The following is a 19,807-nucleotide window of genomic DNA, read 5'->3' as shown; positions in this document are numbered from 1 at the left end:
GCACGGTGGGATTAGTCCATTCGGGAGCGCAACCTTATGATACTCAAGGCACCGTGAACGGAAAGAGGGGGACGATCCATGCCCAGGCAGGCTAGTTTTAACCAGTACAAACCGGGGCGGCGTATCCCCTCGGGCCGTTCTCTGGGCATCGCCCTGATAGCGCTGGGACTGATCGCGACCACTTCGTGCACCCAGACTCCCGAGCCAGAGCCGGTGTCCAACCCGGTCAAACTCCTGCAGAGCGTCCGTGTAGGCCTGTCCCCCGCCGCCGGAGTGCAGAAGATCGAAGGCACCACCATCTCCGTGTCCGCTGCGGGTGACTCTTCGGCGGAAAACACCACCTATGACACCGCCCAGGTAGTGGGCGAACTCCCGGTGCGCGTGAGCCTCCAGTACCGTGCCGGCGAGAAATCGGGTTCCGACCTCGCCGAGTTGAAAGGCCACACCGGCCCGGTAGAGATCAACCTGACGCTTGAGAACCTCACCGTCAGACCACAGACCATCCAGTACGACGCCGCCGGCCAGGCCCGCTCTGACACCGCTCTGGTAGGCGCTCCGCTGACAATCGCAGCGTCCACCAAGCTCCCGGGCATCCGGGCGGACGACGTAACACCCGGCTCAGCCGACGGCACTACCGGTACCAACGGAGTCCTGAGCAGCACCGAAGACGGCGCCACCGTTGTCCAGTGGGCCACTGTCCTGGCTCCCCCGCGTTCCGGCGCCAGCACCACGTTGCGCCTCGCCGCCGACGTGAAGGACTTCCAGGTTCCCGAATTCGACGTCGCAGTCCAGCCTGGCCTCAATACAGACCTAAGTGCCAACGGTGTGCTCGCCAGCGCCTTCTCATCCGGAACCGGTTCGGAGATGGAGCTGCAACGCCGCACCATTTCGCTCGTATCTGATGTCAACACGGTCCTGGCGAAGGCCGGATCCACCATCACCGATGTCCGCAGGAACCTGCAGGCAACCTCGCAGACTCTCGGCGCAAAGACGGCCGGTGAACTGCGGGACAACTCCCAGGCCCTTGCCGCGACGATGTCTGACCTGAAGCAGCAGCTGCAGGTTCTCGGCTCTGATTTGGAGTCTTCAACAACTGCCACCCAGTCCACCACCATGTCGCAGTTGAAACTGACGGTCTCCGCCGTGGACGCCATGCTGGGCGACACTTCCGCGACACCGCCGGTCACCCCCATCACCGGTGACGGCTGCACCGCCGAGGTGGCCAAGGCCGCGCCGGCAGCCACCGTTTACTCCAGCGTTCTCACCATGTCCTCACAGCTGGACGCCTACGCTAAGGTCAGCGCGAGTTGCCGGGACACCGTTGCCGGCGCCCTCAAAGCCACCATGGGACCGGAAAACCCCACGCCAGCGGAATGCGCTGAGCAGGGTTCCATGACCTGCTCCCTTTATGGTTCGGCTGTGACAGTTACCGGAGCGCTTCTGGGCCTGGTGCAAAAGGGCGACGAGCTCGTCTCCGGTCTCCAGCCGCAGGTCATCGAAGGCGCGATCAAAGACCAGGCAACTTCCGCCGTCGCACTTGAAAAAGTGCGCACCGACCTCGGTGCGATGCTTGACGGCTCTGGAACGTCCGAGGATTACAGCAAGGCACTGGCTGCACTGGATACGGCCATCAAGTCCGCCGCCGACTCTGCAGCCGCGACGCGGAAAGCAGCCACGGCAGCCCAGACCAGCGTTGACGCCCTCCGGCAGAAACTGCTCGCCATCGCCACCAATGCCAAGGATGCCAAGGGCGAACTCGGTCAGGGAACCTGGCTGAACGGCTCCATGCTGCAGCAGAACCAGAAGGTGGCGGACGAGCTGTGCAAGCTGTCCGATGACAGCCTCATCCCCGGCAAGGGCAAGCTGTCCGCAAAGGATGTTGAGCGGCTGCGTTCCTATTTGACCTCAGTGCCGTGCAAACCGACTGATGAGGACGGCAACCCCACACCCGCGCTGAATCCGCCGCCGGGCTTCAAGGAGCCACTGGACGTGCGGCTCGAAGGTCAGTCAGCCGCTTGGGACGAGGTTCTTGCAGCCACTGACACGACTGCCGCCGACCAGGCAATTGGCCAGGCGTTCACCGCCTTGGAAGCGACGTTCGACGACGCCGACACCAAGCTCGAAGCGATCAAGACGGGCGTCAAGACGCTCGACGGCGCCGCAACAGGAAACGCCAATGGCACCAAAAAGGGACTTGAGGCGCTCGATACTGCACTGGCTGACGCGATTGACTCCTCCGGCACAGTGACGACCGCACTCGCGAAGTTGAAAGAGCAGCAGGACATGCTCGGCGACAAGATCAAAGAGTCACTCCGCGACGTTTCGGCCGAAACCGCCGCCGAGGTCTACAAAACCGTCGGCGAACAAGTACGCCAGGTTGCCGACATCGGCGATGCCAGCTCTGAATCCGTGACCACAGCCTTCAACCGGTCCATTTCCGGGCTGAAGTCCACCTCAGACGACGTTGTGAAGGACGCCGAGGGCACGGTCAACAAACAGCGCGACGAACTCCTCGGTCAAAGCGGTGACCTCACAGCCGCCCTGTCCAAGAGCACTCAGTCCTCGCTGGAGAACATTGCGTCCAGCACGTCCGGCTCCACCCGCGACGTCGAGGGTGCCAGCGCCCTTCTCGCCTCCAGCCTCAATAAAGTGATGCTGGATCTCGGTGACCGCACGGTCAACGGCTCGGGTCTGCTCGGCTCCATGGCCACCAGCGCGGCAAAAGCAGACACAGCGGACTTCCAACTGGCCCTGGCCTCCCAGAATGCTGAAGGCTACGCCAACATACGCTCCCGCGACGTTGCAGGACTTCTCCTGCGCCAGGCCCAGTTCAAGGCCTCGCTCACTGCAGTGGATGAACTGCCACCGTTCCAACTCGAGGTCCCTGCAGGTGCGACGTCACAGACGCTGTACACACTGAAGATCGGCGGCAACGCGTGAACCCCCGCAACCGTCTCTTCTTACTGATCGCTGCGGGAGCCGCCGTCGTGATTGCTGCTGCTGTGGTCCTGACCATGGCACTGAACCGCCCCACGGAAGCTCCCCGGCCCGATCCTGTGGCTGCCACAGTTCCTGTTGCCCTCAAGGCTGACGGCCTGCCGGCGGACTTTTCGATCGGCGTCGTCATGACATTCGGCCAGTCCGGTGAGCCCGGAACCGAATACAACCGCGCAGCACAGGGTGCCGTGGTGGCGGCACAGCGTTTCGCCCAAGGCGGCGCGACAGTCACCCTCCCCACCCAGAACGACCAAGGCACCGAAGACGGCGCCCGTGCCGCAGTCGGCGCGCTTGCCGAGCAGGGTGTGTCCGGCGTTCTCGTTGCCAGCACAGGTCCGCAAGCCCGTGCAGCAGCGAAGGCCGCTGAGGAGCGGGGCCTCCCGGTCATCTTGCCCTACAGCGAGGCGTCGGAACCGACCCAAACGACGTGGACCACTGGACCAACGTCAGCCTCTGTCCAAGCCGCTCTGGGGACCGCACTTGCCGGCAAGAGCCGGGTGCTGCTGGTCAGCGACGGCGGCCAGGTCCCGGCATCCGTCACTCCCGCTGACACACTGACGCTGGAGGGCTTCTCCGACGTGTCCGGCTTGGCCCAGGAAGCAGCCATCCGTACGGGCGACCAGCTTCGACCTCCGGCCAAGGACGCGCCGGCTGATGCTGAAGGCACACGGATTGCCAACCCCGCAGACGCTGTTGTGGTGTCGGCGGCAACCCCGCAGCGCCTGGCCCGGCTGGTCCAAGCCCTCCAGTCACGCGACGTGTCCGTTCCGCTGGTACTTCCCGACGGCGCCATCACCCCCGCGTTCGCGTCCTCGCTCGCGGAGCTTGACGGCACCGCTTCAGGACAACTTGTCAGCGTCGCCCCGGCGACCGGCGATGCAATCGCACTTCAGCAGGACGCCCAAGGGCGGGGCATGTCCGCGTTCCTCTCCGGCATTAGATTGGCTAACGGGAACCCGGAGATCAAGAACCTGACAGACGATACCCCGTTCTCGGCGGATGCCTGGGCCGCGGACGCCCGAAGCCATGACGCCGTGGTGGCCCTGGTCCGCGCGGCTGCACTGGCCGGCAGCAAGGAACCGTCGAAGGTCGCAGCGTCGCTGCGCACCCTGTCCTTCGGCGCCGGGGAAGGCCTCGCCGGACCGCCGCTGGACTTCTCGCAATCCCAAGCACTGACTGCCGAAGCGATCCCCGTCTTCGCGTCACCTCAGGACCTCGGTCTTCGTCCGGCAGACGAGAACGCTCCACGGCTCGTCTGGGTACCGGCACCAGCCAGCCCTTAACAACCCTTTCTGTCCCCACGCCTGAGGGGAACAGTTCCACTACAGGAGGAGCGCCCGTTGCGTGTGCTGATCGACCTGGACGATCGTCGTTTCGAGTGCGAGGTTGCCCATGCTGCGCCCGCCACCACGCTGTCCGACTTAGTGGAAGCTGCCGGCGGACCCAGGGTTTCGCCTGATGAGCCGGTGTTTGTCAATGAGACAGAGGTCCGGGGTGCCACGCCGCTCTCCGAACTGATTCTGTTGGAGGGCAGCCGCATCTCACGCGCACCGTGGCCCGCGCCGCACCGTGTCCGTGGTTGGAGCCTGACGTTGGCCGGCGGGCAACGTACGGGTGGTGTGGTGGATGTTCCGCAGGGGCGTGACATGCTGGTCGGCAGGTCGCCCCATGCCGACCTCAGTCTCCCCACCGAAAGTGCCTCGTGGGATCACTTCCGTCTTCGCCGCGAAGAGGAGGGGCTCCGGGTGGTGGATGGCGGTTCCACCAACGGCACCTTGGTCAACGGGGAGCCTGTGGGCGAGGACGGGGTTTTGGTCACACAAACGGCCACCATCACGGCAGGTGGCACGGTCCTTCTCCTCCGCCCCACCTTGGATGAGACCCCCGCTCCCGCCCCCGGCAGCCTGCACAACCTGACCCCGGCAGCCACTGCTCCCTTTAACAGGCCACCGCGCCCCGGCCGCGCACCCGCCGGGGATCCGTTGGTCCCGCCGAGCCGCAAGGACGTTCCGCCAGCCAACAAGTTCAGTTACATCACAGTGCTGGCACCGCTGGTCATGGCCGTTGCGATGGTGATGATCCTGAGGGACATGCGCTTCGCGATGTTCGCCATGCTCAGTCCGGTGATGGCGGTGGGCATGTGGTTCGAGCAAAAGCGTCGCCATGCCCGGGGCCTCAAGGAAGAGGCAGAGCGCTTCGACGGAGCCCTCAAAGAGTTTGAGCAACAGATCCGCACAGCCGCAGAGGTGGAAACCGCCCGCCGGCACAAGATGGTCCCCGATCCCGCTACGGTGGTCCGCCGTCCGTCACTTCCGGCGACGTCACTGTGGCAGCGCCGTGCTGACTCCGACGACTTCCTGGTCCTGCACGCGGGCACAGGTGACGTCCCGTGGAAGCCCGAAGTTGACCGCGCTGCGGGCTCGCGCCCGGACGAAAAAGTCAAGGAAACCCTCACCGCAGCCCGTCTCCTGGCAGCCCCTGTTCTGGTGGACCTGACCGACGCCGGCGTCGTTGGCATTGTTGGCTCACGGGAAGGAGCCCTGGCGTTGGCCCGTTCACTGGTTGCCCAGGCCGCGGTGCACGTTGGTCCTGCCGATCTGACGATCGGCGTTTTCTGCGACGCCGGCCGGGCCGATGAATGGGAATGGGCGTCCTGGCTCCCCCACACACGCCAAACCGGCAGCAGCACGGGCGATCGCTGGATGTCCGCGCATCGTGAGACCAGCCTGGCCATGCTGCGCATGCTGAAGGATTCAGTGGAGGAATTGCCCACCCCAGCGCTCATGGTGGTCTTGGATTCCGACGTACTGACAGAGGGCAGGGACGCCCCTGCCCGCGCCTTGCTCGGCATGGGGCGTTCCGTTCCCGGTGGCCACGTCAACCCGCAGCAGCGGCCTCCCCGCGTGGCTGGCATCGTCATAGCGACGTCCGAGGAACAACTGCCGGCGTCCTGCACCACCATTATCAGGGTTGGGACGGATGCTGCAGCCACCGTGGACCAGCCGGAGGACCTGACCCGCGTGGAGGACGTCATCCTGGCAGGTCTCGACCAGGAAGAAGCCCTGCGCTGCGCCACACGCTTGGCACACTTCGATGATCCCGAACTCAGCGTTCCCGGGGCCTCCTTGCCCTCTTTGGTACGGATGCCCGGGCTTCTGGGCTACGAACGCCCCGACGCGGCCACGATCCGCCGGATGTGGCAGGCCCCCACCGGCGTTTCCACGCCAATAGGTACCGGCGAAAACGGACCCCTGACCCTGGACCTCGTCAAGGACGGACCGCACGGGCTGGTGGGCGGCACCACCGGCTCCGGAAAGTCCGAATTCCTGCGCTCCCTGGTAGCTGGCCTCGCCGCCCGCAACGATCCCACCCGATTGAACTTCATTCTGGTGGACTTCAAGGGAGGGGCAGCCTTCAAGGCCTGTGAGCGCCTCCCGCACACCATCGGAACCATCTCCAACCTGGACGAACAACTGGCTGACAGGGCCCTGATCGCCCTGGAAGCAGAGATGGAGCGCCGCCAGCGGGTTTTCGCAGAGGCAGGCGAGGGAATCGACAACCTCAATGCCTACTTGGCCACGAACCCCGCCGAGCCGATGCCGCGCCTCCTGCTGGTGGTCGATGAGTTCGCCATGCTGGCCAAGGATTTCCCGGATGTCCTGACAGCCCTCGTCAGCATTGGCGCCGTGGGCCGCACCTTGGGAGTGCACATGATCCTGGCTACGCAGCGTCCGGCTGGGGTGGTGAGCGACGACATCCTCGCGAACACCAACCTTCGGGTGGCGCTGCGCGTCCAGAGCCGCGACGACTCCAACAACGTTATTGGCGTCCCAGCCGCCTCAGCGATCGGCAGGGCCCAGATGGGCCGCGCCTTTGTGAAACTCGGCCAAGACGACATCACGCCCGTCCAGACCGCGCTGGTCACCGGACAGGCACAGCTCGACGGCGGCCCCGCCGTCGATGTTCGCGACATCCGGCAGTTCGGTGTCCCCGCCCCCGCGCCCGTACTTCCACGGTCCGCTGCGATGGACGAAAACGATCTGGATCTCCTTATCGACGCCGTGGTGGAAGCCAATGCCGAAGCCGGATACGCCCCTCCGCGGCAGGTCTGGCCGGAGGCGCTGGGCGAGCGGGTGGAGCTGGAAGGATTCCTGGCGGAGGGATCTCCCGAGGAGACCTCTACAGCCGACCGTCCATCGGTCGGAAGCGTAAAGGGGTCCACCGTCCTCGTGACCCTGTTGGACGAGCCTGACTTGCAGCGCCAGTCTGCCGCCGGATGGGACATGTCCATGGGCAACCTGATGCTGATGGGTGTAGCGGGCTCCGGTACAAGCACCACCCTGGCGACCATCGCGCTGACCCTTGCGAAGAATACAGATCCCGCCGACTTGGACCTGATGATTCTGGACATGGGTTCCGGCGACCTGGAGATGCTCAAACGCCTGCCCCACACGGTGGCCTATGTGGGAACCGGTGCCGGCGCCAAGGAGCAGCAAGCGCGTTTCCTGCGGCATCTGAACACCGAATTGGAAAGTCGCAGGGCAGCACCAGGTACGCATCGCCGCACGGTGGTCCTTCTCGACGGCCTGGCGTCGCTGCGCGATGAATTCCAGGACTTTGAGGGGCAGCAACTCCTGGGCCTGCTGTACCGGGCCTATGCCGACGGGCCGGCCCTGGGGCTCTCCTTCGCCGTGACCACGACCCGTGCCAAAGCAGTTCCTTCCGTGATGAATGAAGTAACGCTGCAGAAGTGGCTCTTCCGGCTTGCCGACACCTACGACTACTCGTCGCTCGGGGTGCGGGCAAAACATGTCCCGGCCGCCCTCCCCGGACGTTGCGTGGATCCGCGGACCTCCCTGCAGATGCACGTTGCTACTCCCGGCATCGGCTTGGAAGCCGCTGTGGACCGTGTCCGCCAAGGCTGGGGAGATGCGCCTGCCAAGACCACAGCGATCAGGAGCTTGCCCACCAACGTCACTATGGCGGATCTCGGCGTGAAGCCACAACTCGAGACCGAGCCGTGGCACATCCCCGTGGGAATCCGCGAAACAGACCTCTCACCGGCTTTCCTGGAAATTTATGAGGGCGAGCACGCCCTGATTGCCGGGCCGGCCCGTTCTGGTAAATCCACCGTGCTGCTGGCTCTGGCCGAGGCTGTCCGTGGCGTATCCACCTCCCGGGGCCCGGCCCAGGTCTGGGGCATCTGCGACCGCCGCTCCCCTTTGGCCAACGCCGATCTGGACCGGATAGCCGTAGGCACCGACGAAGTACCTGCGTTGTTGGCTTCGCTGCGGATCGAGCGCGGCCCGGTGTTCCTCTTGATCGATGACGCCGAACGCTTTGAGGACACCGATCAGTCCATTGCGGGGATCGTAGCCTCCGGGCTGCCTGGGCTCTGCATTATTGCCTCAGGGCGGGCCGCTGACCTCCGTGGGCTGTACAGTCACTGGACCAAGGCCATCCGAAAATCCCGTCTGGGCGTGGTGCTCCAGCCCGACGTCAATTACGACGGCGAGCTGCTGGGTGCCACGCTTCCGCGGAAGGCACCCGTGGCGCTCACTGCCGGACGCGGATACCTCGGTGTGGGCGGGCAAATGTCGCTGATCCAGTCCCTGAGTCCCGGGAGCTAAACCAACAGCAGATACTTTGCAGGGGTCCGCGGAACGGCCCGGATATCAGATCGACAGCTTTGGAGAGTACGGACATGCAATTGGCACAAACGGGTCAGGCGTTGGGCGCGTCCTACCGCTTTGGGGAGCGCGTGGGCTCAGGGGCTGTGGGCGAAGTCTGGACGGTCACGTCCACCGACGGCCGCACCCTGGCGGCCAAAGTCCTGCGACCGGAGCATGCCGATGACCCTTCCTTGGTAGAGCGGTTCGTCCGCGAGCGCTCCGTGCTGCTCGGTCTGCAGGATTCCAGCATCGTCACAGTACGGGACATGGTGGTTGAGGGTGAACGGTTGGCCATCGTCATGGACTACATCGCGGGCGGCTCGCTGCGCGACGTCGTCAAGGACGCTGGCCCGATGCCCTCCGAAGAAGCAGTGAAAGTTGCCGCCGAAATCTTCGATGCCCTCGCGTTCGCCCACTCGCGGGGCGTGACGCACCGCGACATCAAGCCGGACAATGTGCTCCTGGCCCGCCCGTGGTCCGAGTGTGAAAGCGGCGACGTGCGTGTGTCCGACTTTGGCATTTCCGACGTCGTGGGCGAGAAAATCCGCCAGACGACAGGCCTGATCGGCACTCCGCAGTACATGCCTCCCGAACTCATCAGCCAAGGGCGGTCCGGGCCCGCCGGAGATGTCTATTCCACGGGAGTCCTGCTCTACGAACTCCTTGCCGGCCGCACGCCGTTCGCGGGTCCGGGGACGGACTTCACCGTTGCGTACCGCCATGTCTCTTCGCGACCGCCCCGTATTCCGGTGGATGATGCTTTGTGGAGCGTCCTGGATCGGCTGTTGTCCAAAGACCCCACCCAACGCCCAACGGCCGCTGAGGCTGCGTCGACCCTCCGACGCCTGGTGCCCGGTCTTGCGGGCAAGCCCGCTCTCCTCCGGGGGACAGCGCCCGAAGAGTTCGACGACGTCGAACGTCCCGCTACCGTCGTCCGCGGCGCCTTTACCGATGACGAACTCGCAGCCTTTGCAGCGGCCCCACCCGCCGGCGTCGATGTTGAGGCTCCGGACCTTGGGCAGGCCGGCAGCGCTACTATTGCCCGCCCCATGCCGCGCCGCGAGGTCCTTCCCCAAGCGGAGGAAAAGGCAGAGGAAAAAGACTCGACCCCGTTTTGGCGGACACGCAAGGCGCTGCTTCTGGCCGCCAGCGCGGTCTTCCTGATCGTGGCCATGGTGGTGGGTTTTATTCTCCTGTCCCCCACCACCCAGCAGGCAGCACCCCCGCCTCCCGGACAGCAGCTGTCAGCGCAACTTCAGGACCCTGCCCTTCCGACAGGCCTCGCCATTTCGCGGAGCGCAGCGTACGAGCCTTCGTCCGGCCAGGTCCGTTTAACGGTGTCCTACTCGGCGCAGAAAGCGCCCTTGTCCGGTGAGTTCCTGGAGGTCATCCCCGGACTTGACGACGGCGAAGCATGCCCGGCTGTGACGTGGGATGGTGGCACGGTGAGCCGTAACCAGGCTTCCATCACCGGCCTGGATGTTGAATGCGGCTGGAAGCTGTCCGGGGTAGAGATTCCCGCCGGAGGATCTGTACAACTGACCGCCAAGGTACCTGTGCAGCCCGCGGACCAGAAGGCAATGGATGCCTGGCTTCGCAGCTCATCGGCTGCAACCACGGCTGCCACGCAAAACCCTGCCGTCAAAGGCACCGCGTACCCGGTGCAACGCCTCAAGGGCGTAGAGGTCCGCACCCCTGCCCGCGTTGTCACGCCCAGTCCCCTGAAAATCACGCTGGTTCCGGTGTGGGCAGGCGGCGCCGATGAACTCAATCCCCTCTACGTCAGCCCGGCCTCGGGTAAGCCATCGCAGATGCTCGACGCAGTCACCGGCGGTGAAAAGGGAGTGCGGTTCGCCGACGGTTGTGGCGGGGCGTTGGCAGTGGACAGCTCAGGACTCACCGTCACTGCCCTGCAAATCACGCCGCAATGCACGGTCCGGGCCAGCGTGGGAAACTTCACCGAACTCAAGTCTGCCCCCTTTGGCATCACATCCCGGGAGAACTCGGGCGAGTAGCTTTGTCTTCGCTTCCGCCGAGGGGCGGGATCTCACCCCTTTCGCGACCGGCAAGGGGCGGGTTCTCAACCCTTTCACGCTGTCAAAGGGGCGAGAGCTAACCCTTCGACGATGCCAAGAGTAGATTAATCACGGATGCCACCAGACACCCTCGGAACCAGCACGGACCTCGGAGGCAACAATGGCCGGGACCACCAAAAGAACCAGCAAAAGCAGTGACTACGAGTTCGTTACTGTGTGGCGTGTGGCGGGATCCCGCGAGGAAGTGGTGGACATCCTCGGTGATGCCGCGGCGCTCAAGCAATGGTGGCCGTCCGTCTATCTCACGGTCACTCCCGTCGCCGACGGCGGACCTGACGGCGTTGGCGCCAGCTTCGACCTCCACACCAAGGGCTGGCTCCCGTACACCCTGCGTTGGCGGCTGACCGTCACTGAACCGGTGACCCTCGACGGCTTCGCCCTCACAGCACAAGGCGACCTCAACGGAACAGGCCGCTGGACGTTCGAAACCGACGGCCCGGAAGTGGTCATCACCTACGACTGGCGGGTCAGCGCAGCCAAGCCACTGCTCCGTTGGCTGAGCTGGCTTCTCAAACCCGCATTCTCGGCCAACCATCACTGGGCCATGGCACGCGGCGAGGAAAGCCTCAAACTGGAACTCCGCCGTCGTCGTTCCACTTCCGCAGCGAAAGTGCCTCAGCCCCCACAAGCAACCTTCGTCCGGCGGGCGAGGGGTTAGCTCTCACCTCTTTCGTCGCTGCCAAAGTGCCGGGATCCCGCCCCTCGGCGCACCTATCCACATAGCCACCCATCCGAGGCCAGGCCGGCGCCGAACTCCCGATAGAATCAAGACGCCGACAATCAAGCAACAAATGAGATCAGGGAGGACCACGTGCGCACATCGCGGACCCGGGCTCCCTTCCATGCTCTGCGGTCGGGCGCCGTCTCCCTTGTGGTGGTTCTCCTCGCAGCAGGTGCCCACATTGTGGGCGGCGGGACGCTTCCCACGGCCCCGGTCCTGTTGGCGCTCGTGGTGCTGACGGCTCTGGTGGCAACACTGGCTACCCGTTTCAAGCTGAACCTCGTCTCCATGGCGGGCCTCTTAGGCGCGGGACAATTGGTGCTTCACGAGGCCTTCACGGCCCTGGGGCCCATCACAGCCACGGGTCCGGCGGCAAACCACCACCTGGGCGGTGAATCCCTGGACCCCGGGATGGATATCGCGGCGACCCACACCCACGAGCTCGGGACGGCTTTCGGCGCACTGATGCTGGTGGGTCACATCCTGGCGACCCTCGCTTCCGCCGTCGTCCTGGCCAAGGGCGAGGACGCGATGTGGAAGCTGGCTGCCTGGCTTCGTCCCCTGCTCAACCTTCCCACCTTGGTGTTCAGGCCCGACGCCGGCGCCTCCCCTGTCACGGTTGGCGCACCCGACGTCTTCATCCCCCGCCCCTGGCGGAACCTCAGGCAAGACAGCCGACGCGGCCCGCCCGCCGTCGTCGTACTTCCCTAGTTCCGCCCGGCACCAACGCGACGCGACAATGCGCCGCACACGCAAAGCCTTTGCATGGTGACGGGCCCCAAACCCGTACCCCTGCGCCGGTTCAGCCAGCGCATCTGAAAGGCATTCCCATGAACAAGTCCGCCCTCCGTCGCACCCTTTCCGCTACCGCCGTCGCCGGTGGAACCGCCGCCCTGATGATGGCCGGTCTGGCCGGAGCGTCAGCCCACGTTTCCGCAGACCCGAACAAGACCGCTGCCAACTCATACGCCCTGGTTACCTTCGGCATCCCGCACGGTTGCGACACGTTCGGCACCACCAAGGTAGCCATTTCACTCCCCGAGGAGCTGAACGACGCCCAGCCCACGGTCAACCCGAACTGGACCGTGGAGAAGGTCACGGAGACCCTCGCAGAGCCCAAGAAGCTGGACGATGGCACCACCATCACCAAGCGCACCAGCCAGATCGTGTACACAGCCAAAGCTCCGCTGGACCCGCACCTCCGTGACGCTCTGGTCCTGTCGGTCAAACTGCCGGACGCGGCTGGCAAGACCATCTACTTCCCCACCTTGCAGACCTGCGAGCAGGGCCAGACTGACTGGTCGGAGATCGCCAAGGAGGGACAGGACGAGCACGAACTCAAAGCTCCTGCGCCGTCGGTGACCATCACCCCTGCTGCCGCGGAAGGTGACCACCACGCGGCAACCGCCGTCTCCACCGAGCAGGCCGCCGCGGTGACCTCCGATGACGGCTCGCAAGCACGCAGCTGGGCCGGCCTGATCGCCGGTATCGCGGGTTTGGGCCTGGGCGGTGCGGCGTTCTTCCGTAGCCGCGCTGCCAAGCCCGCAGCGGCCAAGGCTGACTCCGCCAAGTAGTCGTCGTGGATTGGCGCCCGGAAGATCACGATCCGGGCGCCAATCCGCACACTGTGCCGTGGCTCAATTGACTCGCGTCACGGCCGGGGCAAGGCTGGTGCCCATGTGGACTCAGCGCATCAAAACCGGACTTGTCACGACGACGGCAGCCGCTTCATTGCTGCTCCTGGCGGCTTGCGGGCCAAGCCCCAGCCCGGCGGGAACCAGCAGTGCCCCGCCCACTTCTTCAACTCCGTCGGCCTCGTCGACACCCAGCTCACCATCGGCGACGGCCACGACGACGCCCTCCCCATCGCCGACCGCCACGTCCGCCGCGCCAGCAGACGCCACCCTGTGCAAAGCGGCGTCGCTGACGGCGGCTACCGATTCAACCGGCGGCGGAGCAGCAGGCAGCATCTACGAAAAGCTGATCCTGACGAACTCCGGCACAACCCCCTGTGTCCTCGAAGGCTTCGCCGGCGTCTCACTGACAGCCGATGCCAGCGGCGAACCGATCGGCGAACCGGCAACCCGCGAGACCACCACTCCGGTCACCAAGATCGAACTGGCCCCGGGCAAGTCTGCGTGGGCTGAAATCCGCTACACGCAGGCCGGCAACTACGGCGACTGCACCAAGGTCCCTGCCGCCGGCTTCCGGATCTACCCGCCAAACGACACAGCATCGCTGTTCGTCGCAGAGCCCCACGACGCCTGCAGCAATGCCGGCATCAAACTCCTGACCATCACCGCGTTCCAAGCAGTCTGACGTTGACTCCACGGCTCCCGGCTTATTCTGTCGGGGCCGTGGGGCATGATGGAGGGATGCAGGAGCCGCAGGCGTCGGATGGCGCCATCAGCCGTTTCAGCCAGGCAACCAGAGAATGGTTCCTCGGCGCTTTTTCCGAGCCCACGCCAGCGCAGGACGGCGCGTGGAACGCGATCTCGTCAGGCTCGCATGCGCTGGTGGTGGCACCCACTGGTTCCGGCAAAACCCTCGCAGCGTTCCTTTGGGCCTTGGATCGGTTGCATTCCACACCCTCGGACACCCTCCCAGGGCTGGAGGCTGTCCCCGCCAACGGCAAGGGCCGCGCCAAACGTCCCAAGACCAAAACCCGCGTCCTGTATATCTCCCCGCTCAAGGCACTCGGGGTGGACGTAGAGCGGAACCTCCGTGCGCCACTGATAGGCATCACCCAGACGGCCAAGCGATTAGGGCTGCCTGCACCGCTTGTGACAGTCGGCGTCCGTTCAGGAGATACGACGGCGGCAGATCGCCGAACGCTGCTGACCAACCCGCCGGACATCCTGATCACCACGCCCGAATCCCTGTTCCTCATGCTGACCTCCCGTGCCCGGGAGACTCTCAGTGAAGTGGACACCATCATCATCGACGAAGTGCACGCCGTTGCGGGTACCAAACGCGGGGCCCACCTGGCCGTTTCCTTGGAGCGCCTGGATGCCTTGCTTCCCAAGCCGGCGCAGAGGATCGGGCTCTCGGCCACCGTGCAGCCGCGTGAATTGGTGGCGCAGTTTCTGGCGGGCCAGGCTCCAGTGGAAATCGTAGCTCCACCATCCAAGAAAAACTGGAACCTCACAGTCACCGTGCCTGTGGAGGACATGTCGGACCTCCAAGGTGCCGCGGGAGCATTCGATTCCGGGCCGGCCTCCGGGTTGCAGCCCCAGGCGTCCATCTGGCCCCATGTGGAGGAACAGATTGTTGATCTTGTCCTGTCCAAGCAATCCACTATTGTCTTCGCAAATTCGCGGCGCCTTTCCGAGCGTCTGACGGCCCGGCTCAACGAAATCTACGCTGAACGGCAATTGATGGCTGTAGGCGGCAGCGAGTGGGCCGCCCCGGCATCGGACGCCGGAGTACCGGCATCCACAGCCACCCCGGCCCACATGATGGCGCAGGCCGGCAGCACCACCGGCGCCGATCCTGTCCTGGCCCGGGCCCACCACGGCTCGGTCTCCAAGGACCAGCGGGCCATGATCGAGGACGACCTCAAGTCCGGCAGGCTCCGGTGTGTGGTGGCAACCTCCTCACTGGAACTCGGCATCGATATGGGTGCTGTGGACTTGGTCATCCAGGTGGAGTCTCCGCCGTCTGTGGCCAGTGGCCTACAGCGTGTGGGGCGTGCGGGCCACCAGGTGGGCGAGATTTCCGAGGGCGTGCTGTTCCCGAAACACCGGGCGGATCTCCTGCACACGAGTGTCACCGTGGAACGCATGCTGAGCGGGCAAATTGAACGCTTGAGCATCCCCACGAATCCCTTGGACATCCTGGCCCAGCAGACGGTGGCGGCGACTGCCTTGGGGAGCATCGACGTCGAAGACTGGTTCAGCACTGTGCGCCGGTCAGCACCGTTCGCCAGCCTCCCGCGGTCCGCGTTCGAGGCCACACTGGACCTGTTGGCGGGACGCTATCCATCGGACGAATTCGCCGAACTCCGGCCGCGCATCATCTGGGACCGGCATGCCGGAACCATCGAGGGCAGGCCGGGGGCCCAGCGTCTTGCAGTGACCTCCGGTGGCACCATCCCGGACCGTGGACTGTTCGGCGTGTACATCATCGGCACAGAAGTTGAGGGCTCAGCCTCGCCGGGCAGCGCGGACGGGAGCGAACCAACTGCCTCGGCCCGCGCGGCCAAGGGCGGCCGCCGCGTTGGTGAACTCGATGAAGAGATGGTGTACGAGTCACGGGTGGGCGACGTCTTCGCACTGGGCGCTACCAGTTGGAAAATCGAGGACATCACCCATGACCGCGTCCTGGTCTCCCCGGCCTTCGGCCAACCCGGCAAGCTCCCCTTCTGGAAGGGTGACTCCCTCGGCCGCCCCGTTGACCTCGGCCGGGCGCTCGGCGCTTTCATCCGCGAACTCTCCGCCGCTGACGAGGCTCCCGCCATGGAACGCTGCCAAGCCAGCGGTTTGGACGCCTTCGCGGCAAGCAACCTGCTTCAGTACCTCAGGGAACAGAAGGAAGCCACGGAGATCGTCCCCAGTGACCGAACCTTGGTGGTCGAACGCTTCCATGACGAGCTCGGCGACTGGCGGGTAGTCCTCCACAGCCCCTTTGGCATGCCCGTCCATGCGCCATGGGCGCTGGCCGTGGGCCAACGGCTGCAGCAGCGTTACGGACTGGACGGTTCCGCGATGGCGGCCGACGACGGCATCGTCCTGCGCGTGCCCATGATGGAAGATGAGCCGCCCGGCGCTGAGCTGTTCCTGTTTGACCCGGAGGAACTGGAGCAGATCGTCACTGCAGAAGTGGGCGGCAGTGCACTTTTCGCCTCACGGTTCCGCGAGTGTGCCGCCAGGGCGCTCCTGTTGCCCCGCCAAAACCCGGCCAAGCGCCAGCCGCTGTGGCAGCAACGGCAACGCTCGGCCCAGTTGCTGGACGTCGCCCGGAAGTATCCTTCGTTCCCTATCGTGCTCGAAACGGTGCGCGAATGCTTGCAGGATGTTTACGATCTGCCCGCTCTCAAAGACATTGCGGCCTCTGTGGAGCGTCGTGAACTCAGGATCGTGGAGACCACCACGCAGCAGCCGTCCCCCTTCGCCAAGTCGCTGCTCTTCGGCTATGTGGCCCAGTTCCTGTACGAGGGCGACTCCCCCTTGGCGGAACGCCGGGCCGCTGCCCTGGCGTTGGACTCCACTCTCCTCAACGAACTCCTGGGGCGTGTGGAACTGCGCGAGCTCCTGGATGCGGCAGTTATCGACTCCACGGAAAGGGAACTGCAGCGGCTGGCCCCTGACAGGCGCGTGCGTGGGATGGAGGGCGTGGCTGACCTGCTGCGGTTGTTGGGTCCGCTCAGCGTTGAAGAAGTGGCGGAACGGCTTCAAGGCGTGGAGCCAGCTGGAACAGTGCAGCAGGATGGAACGCTGGAGCAGCTTATCAGCGCAGATCATCCGGACGGCACAGATCATCCGGACGGCGCCGAACACCTGGAGGAAGCTCCGCCGGCCGCGCCACCGGGCACCGTCACCGACGCCGGATCCCACCTCGCTGCCCTGCAGAAAGCCAACCGTGCGCTTAAGGTGACCATCGGCGGCGTCGAACGCTTCGCTGCGGTGGAGGATTCCGCAAGACTCCGCGACGCAATCGGCGTTCCCTTGCCGATGGGTGTTCCTTTGGCGTTCATTGAGCCGGTCAATGATCCTTTGGGTGACCTCGTCTCCCGGTATGCACGCACACACGGACCGTTCACGGCGTCGGAAGCAGCCACAAGGTTGGGACTCGGTGTAGCGGTGGTCAACACGGCCCTGAAACGCTTGGCCGGGGACGGCCGGGTGGTGGAGGGAGAGTTCCGTCCGCATGCTGTGGCCGAACCCCAGCCCACGGCGGAAGCTGTGGATCGCGAGCTCATGACCCTGGACGCCCCGCCGTCCAGCGAGTGGTGCGATGCCGAAGTCCTGCGCAAGCTGCGTCGCCGTTCCCTTGCTGCCCTCCGCGCCGAAGTGGAGCCCGTGGACACCGCCGCTTACGGGCGGTTCCTGCCGGCTTGGCAAAACGTCACCCCACCGGGCAAGTCGCGGAGCCAGGCGTTGCGCGGACTGGACGGCATCATCACGGCCGTGGACCAGCTGTCCGGCGTACCAATCCCCGCCTCAGCCTGGGAGCCTTTGGTGCTGGCGAGCCGGGTGGCAGACTACAAACCCGCCATGCTGGACGAACTGATGGCCGCGGGCGAACTCCTCTGGTCCGGGGCGGGCTCGCTGCCCGGAAATGACGGCTGGATCAGCCTCCACGTGGCTGATTCCGCTGAGCTGACCCTCAGCCCGTCCCCCGAGTTCGAACCTGGCGACGCACAGCAGCGGCTTTTGGAGCACTTCAGTGCGGGCGGCGGCTACTTCTTCCGGCAACTCACGGACGTGGCCGGCGGCATGGACGCAGTGTTGAGTGACGACGCCGTGGTCTCCGCGCTGTGGGACCTGGTCTGGGCCGGCAGGGTGACAGGAGATACTTTTGCCCCGGTGCGCGCCATGATCGCCGGCGGCAAAACCGCACACCGGCAGGTGGCCAAGGCGCCAAGGGCGCGGGCTCCCCGCCTCAGCAGGCTGGGCCGCTCCCATGGGTCAGGTCTGCTGGGCTCGCCCGGGCTTACTGGTGGCCGCTACGGATCGGTTTCAGGCGGAATTGCTGCTGCACCGCCGTCTGCTGTGGGCCGCTGGTCGGCCCTGCCTGCCCCGGAATTGGATCCCACCATCCATGCCCGCGGCACGGCCGAACTGCTGTTGGACAGGTACGGCGTGGTCACCAGAGGTTCGGTCATGGCGGAGAACATCATTGGCGGCTTCGGGCTCATGTACAAAGTGCTTGCCCGGTTGGAGGAGGCAGGCCGGTGCCGCCGCGGGTACTTTATCGAGCATTTGGGTGCTGCCCAGTTCGCAGTCCCGGCAACGGTGGACCGGCTGAGGTCCTTCACAGAGGATGCCCGCATTTCCAAGGCAGAACCGTCGGCTTTGGCCTTGGCCGCAACGGATCCGGCCAATCCGTACGGCGCGGCCCTTCCGTGGCCTGCTTTGTCAGTCGACGCCGGGTCCGGGCACCGTCCCGGTCGGAAGGCCGGAGCGCTGGTGGTGATGGTCGACGGCGAGTTGGTCCTTTACGTGGAACGCGGCGGCAAAACGCTGCTCACGTTCAACCAAGACGAGGCCGTGCTGACACTTGCGGCCCAGGCTTTGGTGGATGTGGTGCGCCGCGGCGCCGTGGACAAGCTCTTCATGGAGAAGGTCAACGGCCACGACCTCCTCGAAACCCCCATTGCCGTTGCCCTGGCAGCAGCCGGCGCCTACTCCACTCCGAAGGGACTCCGGATCCGTGCCTGAGGGTGATTCCATTTGGCGCGCTGCGTCGCGGCTGAACGAGGCCTTGGCCGGACAAACCATCACGGCCTCCGACTTCCGTGTGCCACGCTTCGCCACCCTGAACCTCGCAGGCTGGACCATGACCGAGGTGGTCCCCCGGGGCAAACACCTCTTGATGCGCCTCACCGGCCCCGTGGACGAGGCACCCGGCGCCAGCAAAAGGCCGCGTGCCCTGACCATCCACTCCCACCTGAAAATGGAGGGGAACTGGATGATCTATCCGCCGGGTGGTCGATGGACCAAGCCCGGCCATACGGCACGGTGTGTGCTCCGCACAGCCACGGCTGACGCAGTGGGGTTCTCGCTGGGCATCCTGGAAGTGGTGCCCACCGCCGAGGAAGACAAGATAGTTGGACATCTGGGACCGGACCTGCTCGGCCCTGATTGGAACGAGGACGAGGCTCTGCGGAGGCTGCGGGCCGAGCCGGACGTCACCGTGGGTTTCGCGCTGTTGGACCAGCGGAAACTGGCAGGCATCGGCAACATCTACCGCTGCGAAGCCTGCTACCTCTCCGGCATCCACCCCGCCCTCCCTGTGGGAGAGGTCCCGGACCTCGCCAAGACGGTGAACGACGCCAAGCGTCTCCTCGGCGAAAACCTTGGTCCAGGCCGCCGGACCACTCTGGGCCCACGCGCCTTGAGGCCCGGGTATTGGGTCTACGGCAGGGAACGCCAACCGTGCAGGCGCTGTGGCGCCACGGTTCGGCGTGGCCTGTTGGCCGGCCCGGATGGAACCGAGGAACGGGACATCTACTTCTGCCCGAGGTGCCAGCCGGCTCCGTAACGCGGAAACGGCAAACACTCCACCGAAGAACCAACCCAGCCGTAGCCCGCCCAGCCGGGCCCGGAACAACCTGCCCGGCCGGGCGACCCACCATCCGCCGCGACGACGACGCACAC

The 19,807-nt window shown here is 65.4% G+C and carries 10 protein-coding genes; all 10 read left to right on the top strand.

Annotated features, from left to right (window positions below; genetic code table 11):
* Positions 1–78: 78 nt before the first annotated feature.
* A complete protein-coding gene (locus QEH68_RS04170; protein WP_280626704.1) occupies positions 79–2,940 on the top strand; it encodes a hypothetical protein in 2,862 nt (953 codons plus the stop codon).
* Positions 2,937–4,280 (top strand): hypothetical protein, encoded by a 1,344-nt coding sequence (locus QEH68_RS04165; RefSeq protein WP_280626702.1) that lies wholly within the window; start codon positions 2,937–2,939, stop codon positions 4,278–4,280. Before QEH68_RS04170 ends, QEH68_RS04165 begins: the two co-directional genes overlap by 4 nt.
* A 63-nt stretch (positions 4,281–4,343) precedes the next feature.
* Positions 4,344–8,627: an FtsK/SpoIIIE domain-containing protein gene (locus QEH68_RS04160; RefSeq protein ID WP_242703610.1), complete on the top strand. Its 4,284-nt coding sequence runs from the start codon at positions 4,344–4,346 to the stop codon at positions 8,625–8,627.
* 74 nt (positions 8,628–8,701) lie between these two features.
* A complete protein-coding gene (locus QEH68_RS04155; protein ID WP_280626700.1) occupies positions 8,702–10,684 on the top strand; it encodes a serine/threonine-protein kinase in 1,983 nt (660 codons plus the stop codon).
* Between the two features lie 181 nt (positions 10,685–10,865).
* On the top strand, positions 10,866–11,423 hold the full coding sequence (locus tag QEH68_RS04150) for an SRPBCC family protein (RefSeq protein WP_280626698.1): 558 nt from the start codon (positions 10,866–10,868) through the stop codon (positions 11,421–11,423).
* Between the two features lie 153 nt (positions 11,424–11,576).
* Positions 11,577–12,197: a hypothetical protein gene (locus QEH68_RS04145; RefSeq protein ID WP_280626696.1), complete on the top strand. Its 621-nt coding sequence runs from the start codon at positions 11,577–11,579 to the stop codon at positions 12,195–12,197.
* A gap of 119 nt (positions 12,198–12,316) precedes the next feature.
* Positions 12,317–13,060 carry a YcnI family protein gene (locus tag QEH68_RS04140; protein ID WP_280626694.1) on the top strand — a complete coding sequence of 248 codons (744 nt, stop codon included), beginning with the start codon at positions 12,317–12,319 and terminating at the stop codon, positions 13,058–13,060.
* A gap of 103 nt (positions 13,061–13,163) precedes the next feature.
* Positions 13,164–13,805 carry a DUF4232 domain-containing protein gene (locus tag QEH68_RS04135; protein WP_207597470.1) on the top strand — a complete coding sequence of 214 codons (642 nt, stop codon included), beginning with the start codon at positions 13,164–13,166 and terminating at the stop codon, positions 13,803–13,805.
* A gap of 56 nt (positions 13,806–13,861) precedes the next feature.
* Positions 13,862–18,868 carry a DEAD/DEAH box helicase gene (locus QEH68_RS04130; RefSeq protein ID WP_280626692.1) on the top strand — a complete coding sequence of 1,669 codons (5,007 nt, stop codon included), beginning with the start codon at positions 13,862–13,864 and terminating at the stop codon, positions 18,866–18,868.
* The gene (locus QEH68_RS04125; protein WP_207596270.1) at positions 18,861–19,691 is read left to right on the top strand and encodes an Fpg/Nei family DNA glycosylase; all 831 of its coding nucleotides are present in this window, start codon (positions 18,861–18,863) and stop codon (positions 19,689–19,691) included. Before QEH68_RS04130 ends, QEH68_RS04125 begins: the two co-directional genes overlap by 8 nt.
* Positions 19,692–19,807: the final 116 nt, after the last annotated feature.

Source organism: Paenarthrobacter sp. OM7 (assembly GCF_029873575.1).
GTDB lineage: Bacteria > Actinomycetota > Actinomycetes > Actinomycetales > Micrococcaceae > Arthrobacter.
The sequence above is the reverse complement of the archived record's forward strand: the minus strand, read 5'-3'. Positions and strand labels throughout refer to the sequence as shown.

Excerpts from the sequence above, each read along its gene's own strand:
- QEH68_RS04150 (WP_280626698.1), top strand. The coding sequence starts at position 10,866 with ATGGCCGGGACCACCAAAAGAACCAGCAAAAGCAGTGACTACGAGTTC.
- QEH68_RS04135 (WP_207597470.1), top strand. The coding sequence starts at position 13,164 with ATGTGGACTCAGCGCATCAAAACCGGACTTGTCACGACGACGGCAGCC.
- QEH68_RS04140 (WP_280626694.1), top strand. The coding sequence starts at position 12,317 with ATGAACAAGTCCGCCCTCCGTCGCACCCTTTCCGCTACCGCCGTCGCC.
- QEH68_RS04130 (WP_280626692.1), top strand. The coding sequence starts at position 13,862 with ATGCAGGAGCCGCAGGCGTCGGATGGCGCCATCAGCCGTTTCAGCCAG.
- QEH68_RS04155 (WP_280626700.1), top strand. The coding sequence starts at position 8,702 with ATGCAATTGGCACAAACGGGTCAGGCGTTGGGCGCGTCCTACCGCTTT.
- QEH68_RS04170 (WP_280626704.1), top strand. The coding sequence starts at position 79 with ATGCCCAGGCAGGCTAGTTTTAACCAGTACAAACCGGGGCGGCGTATC.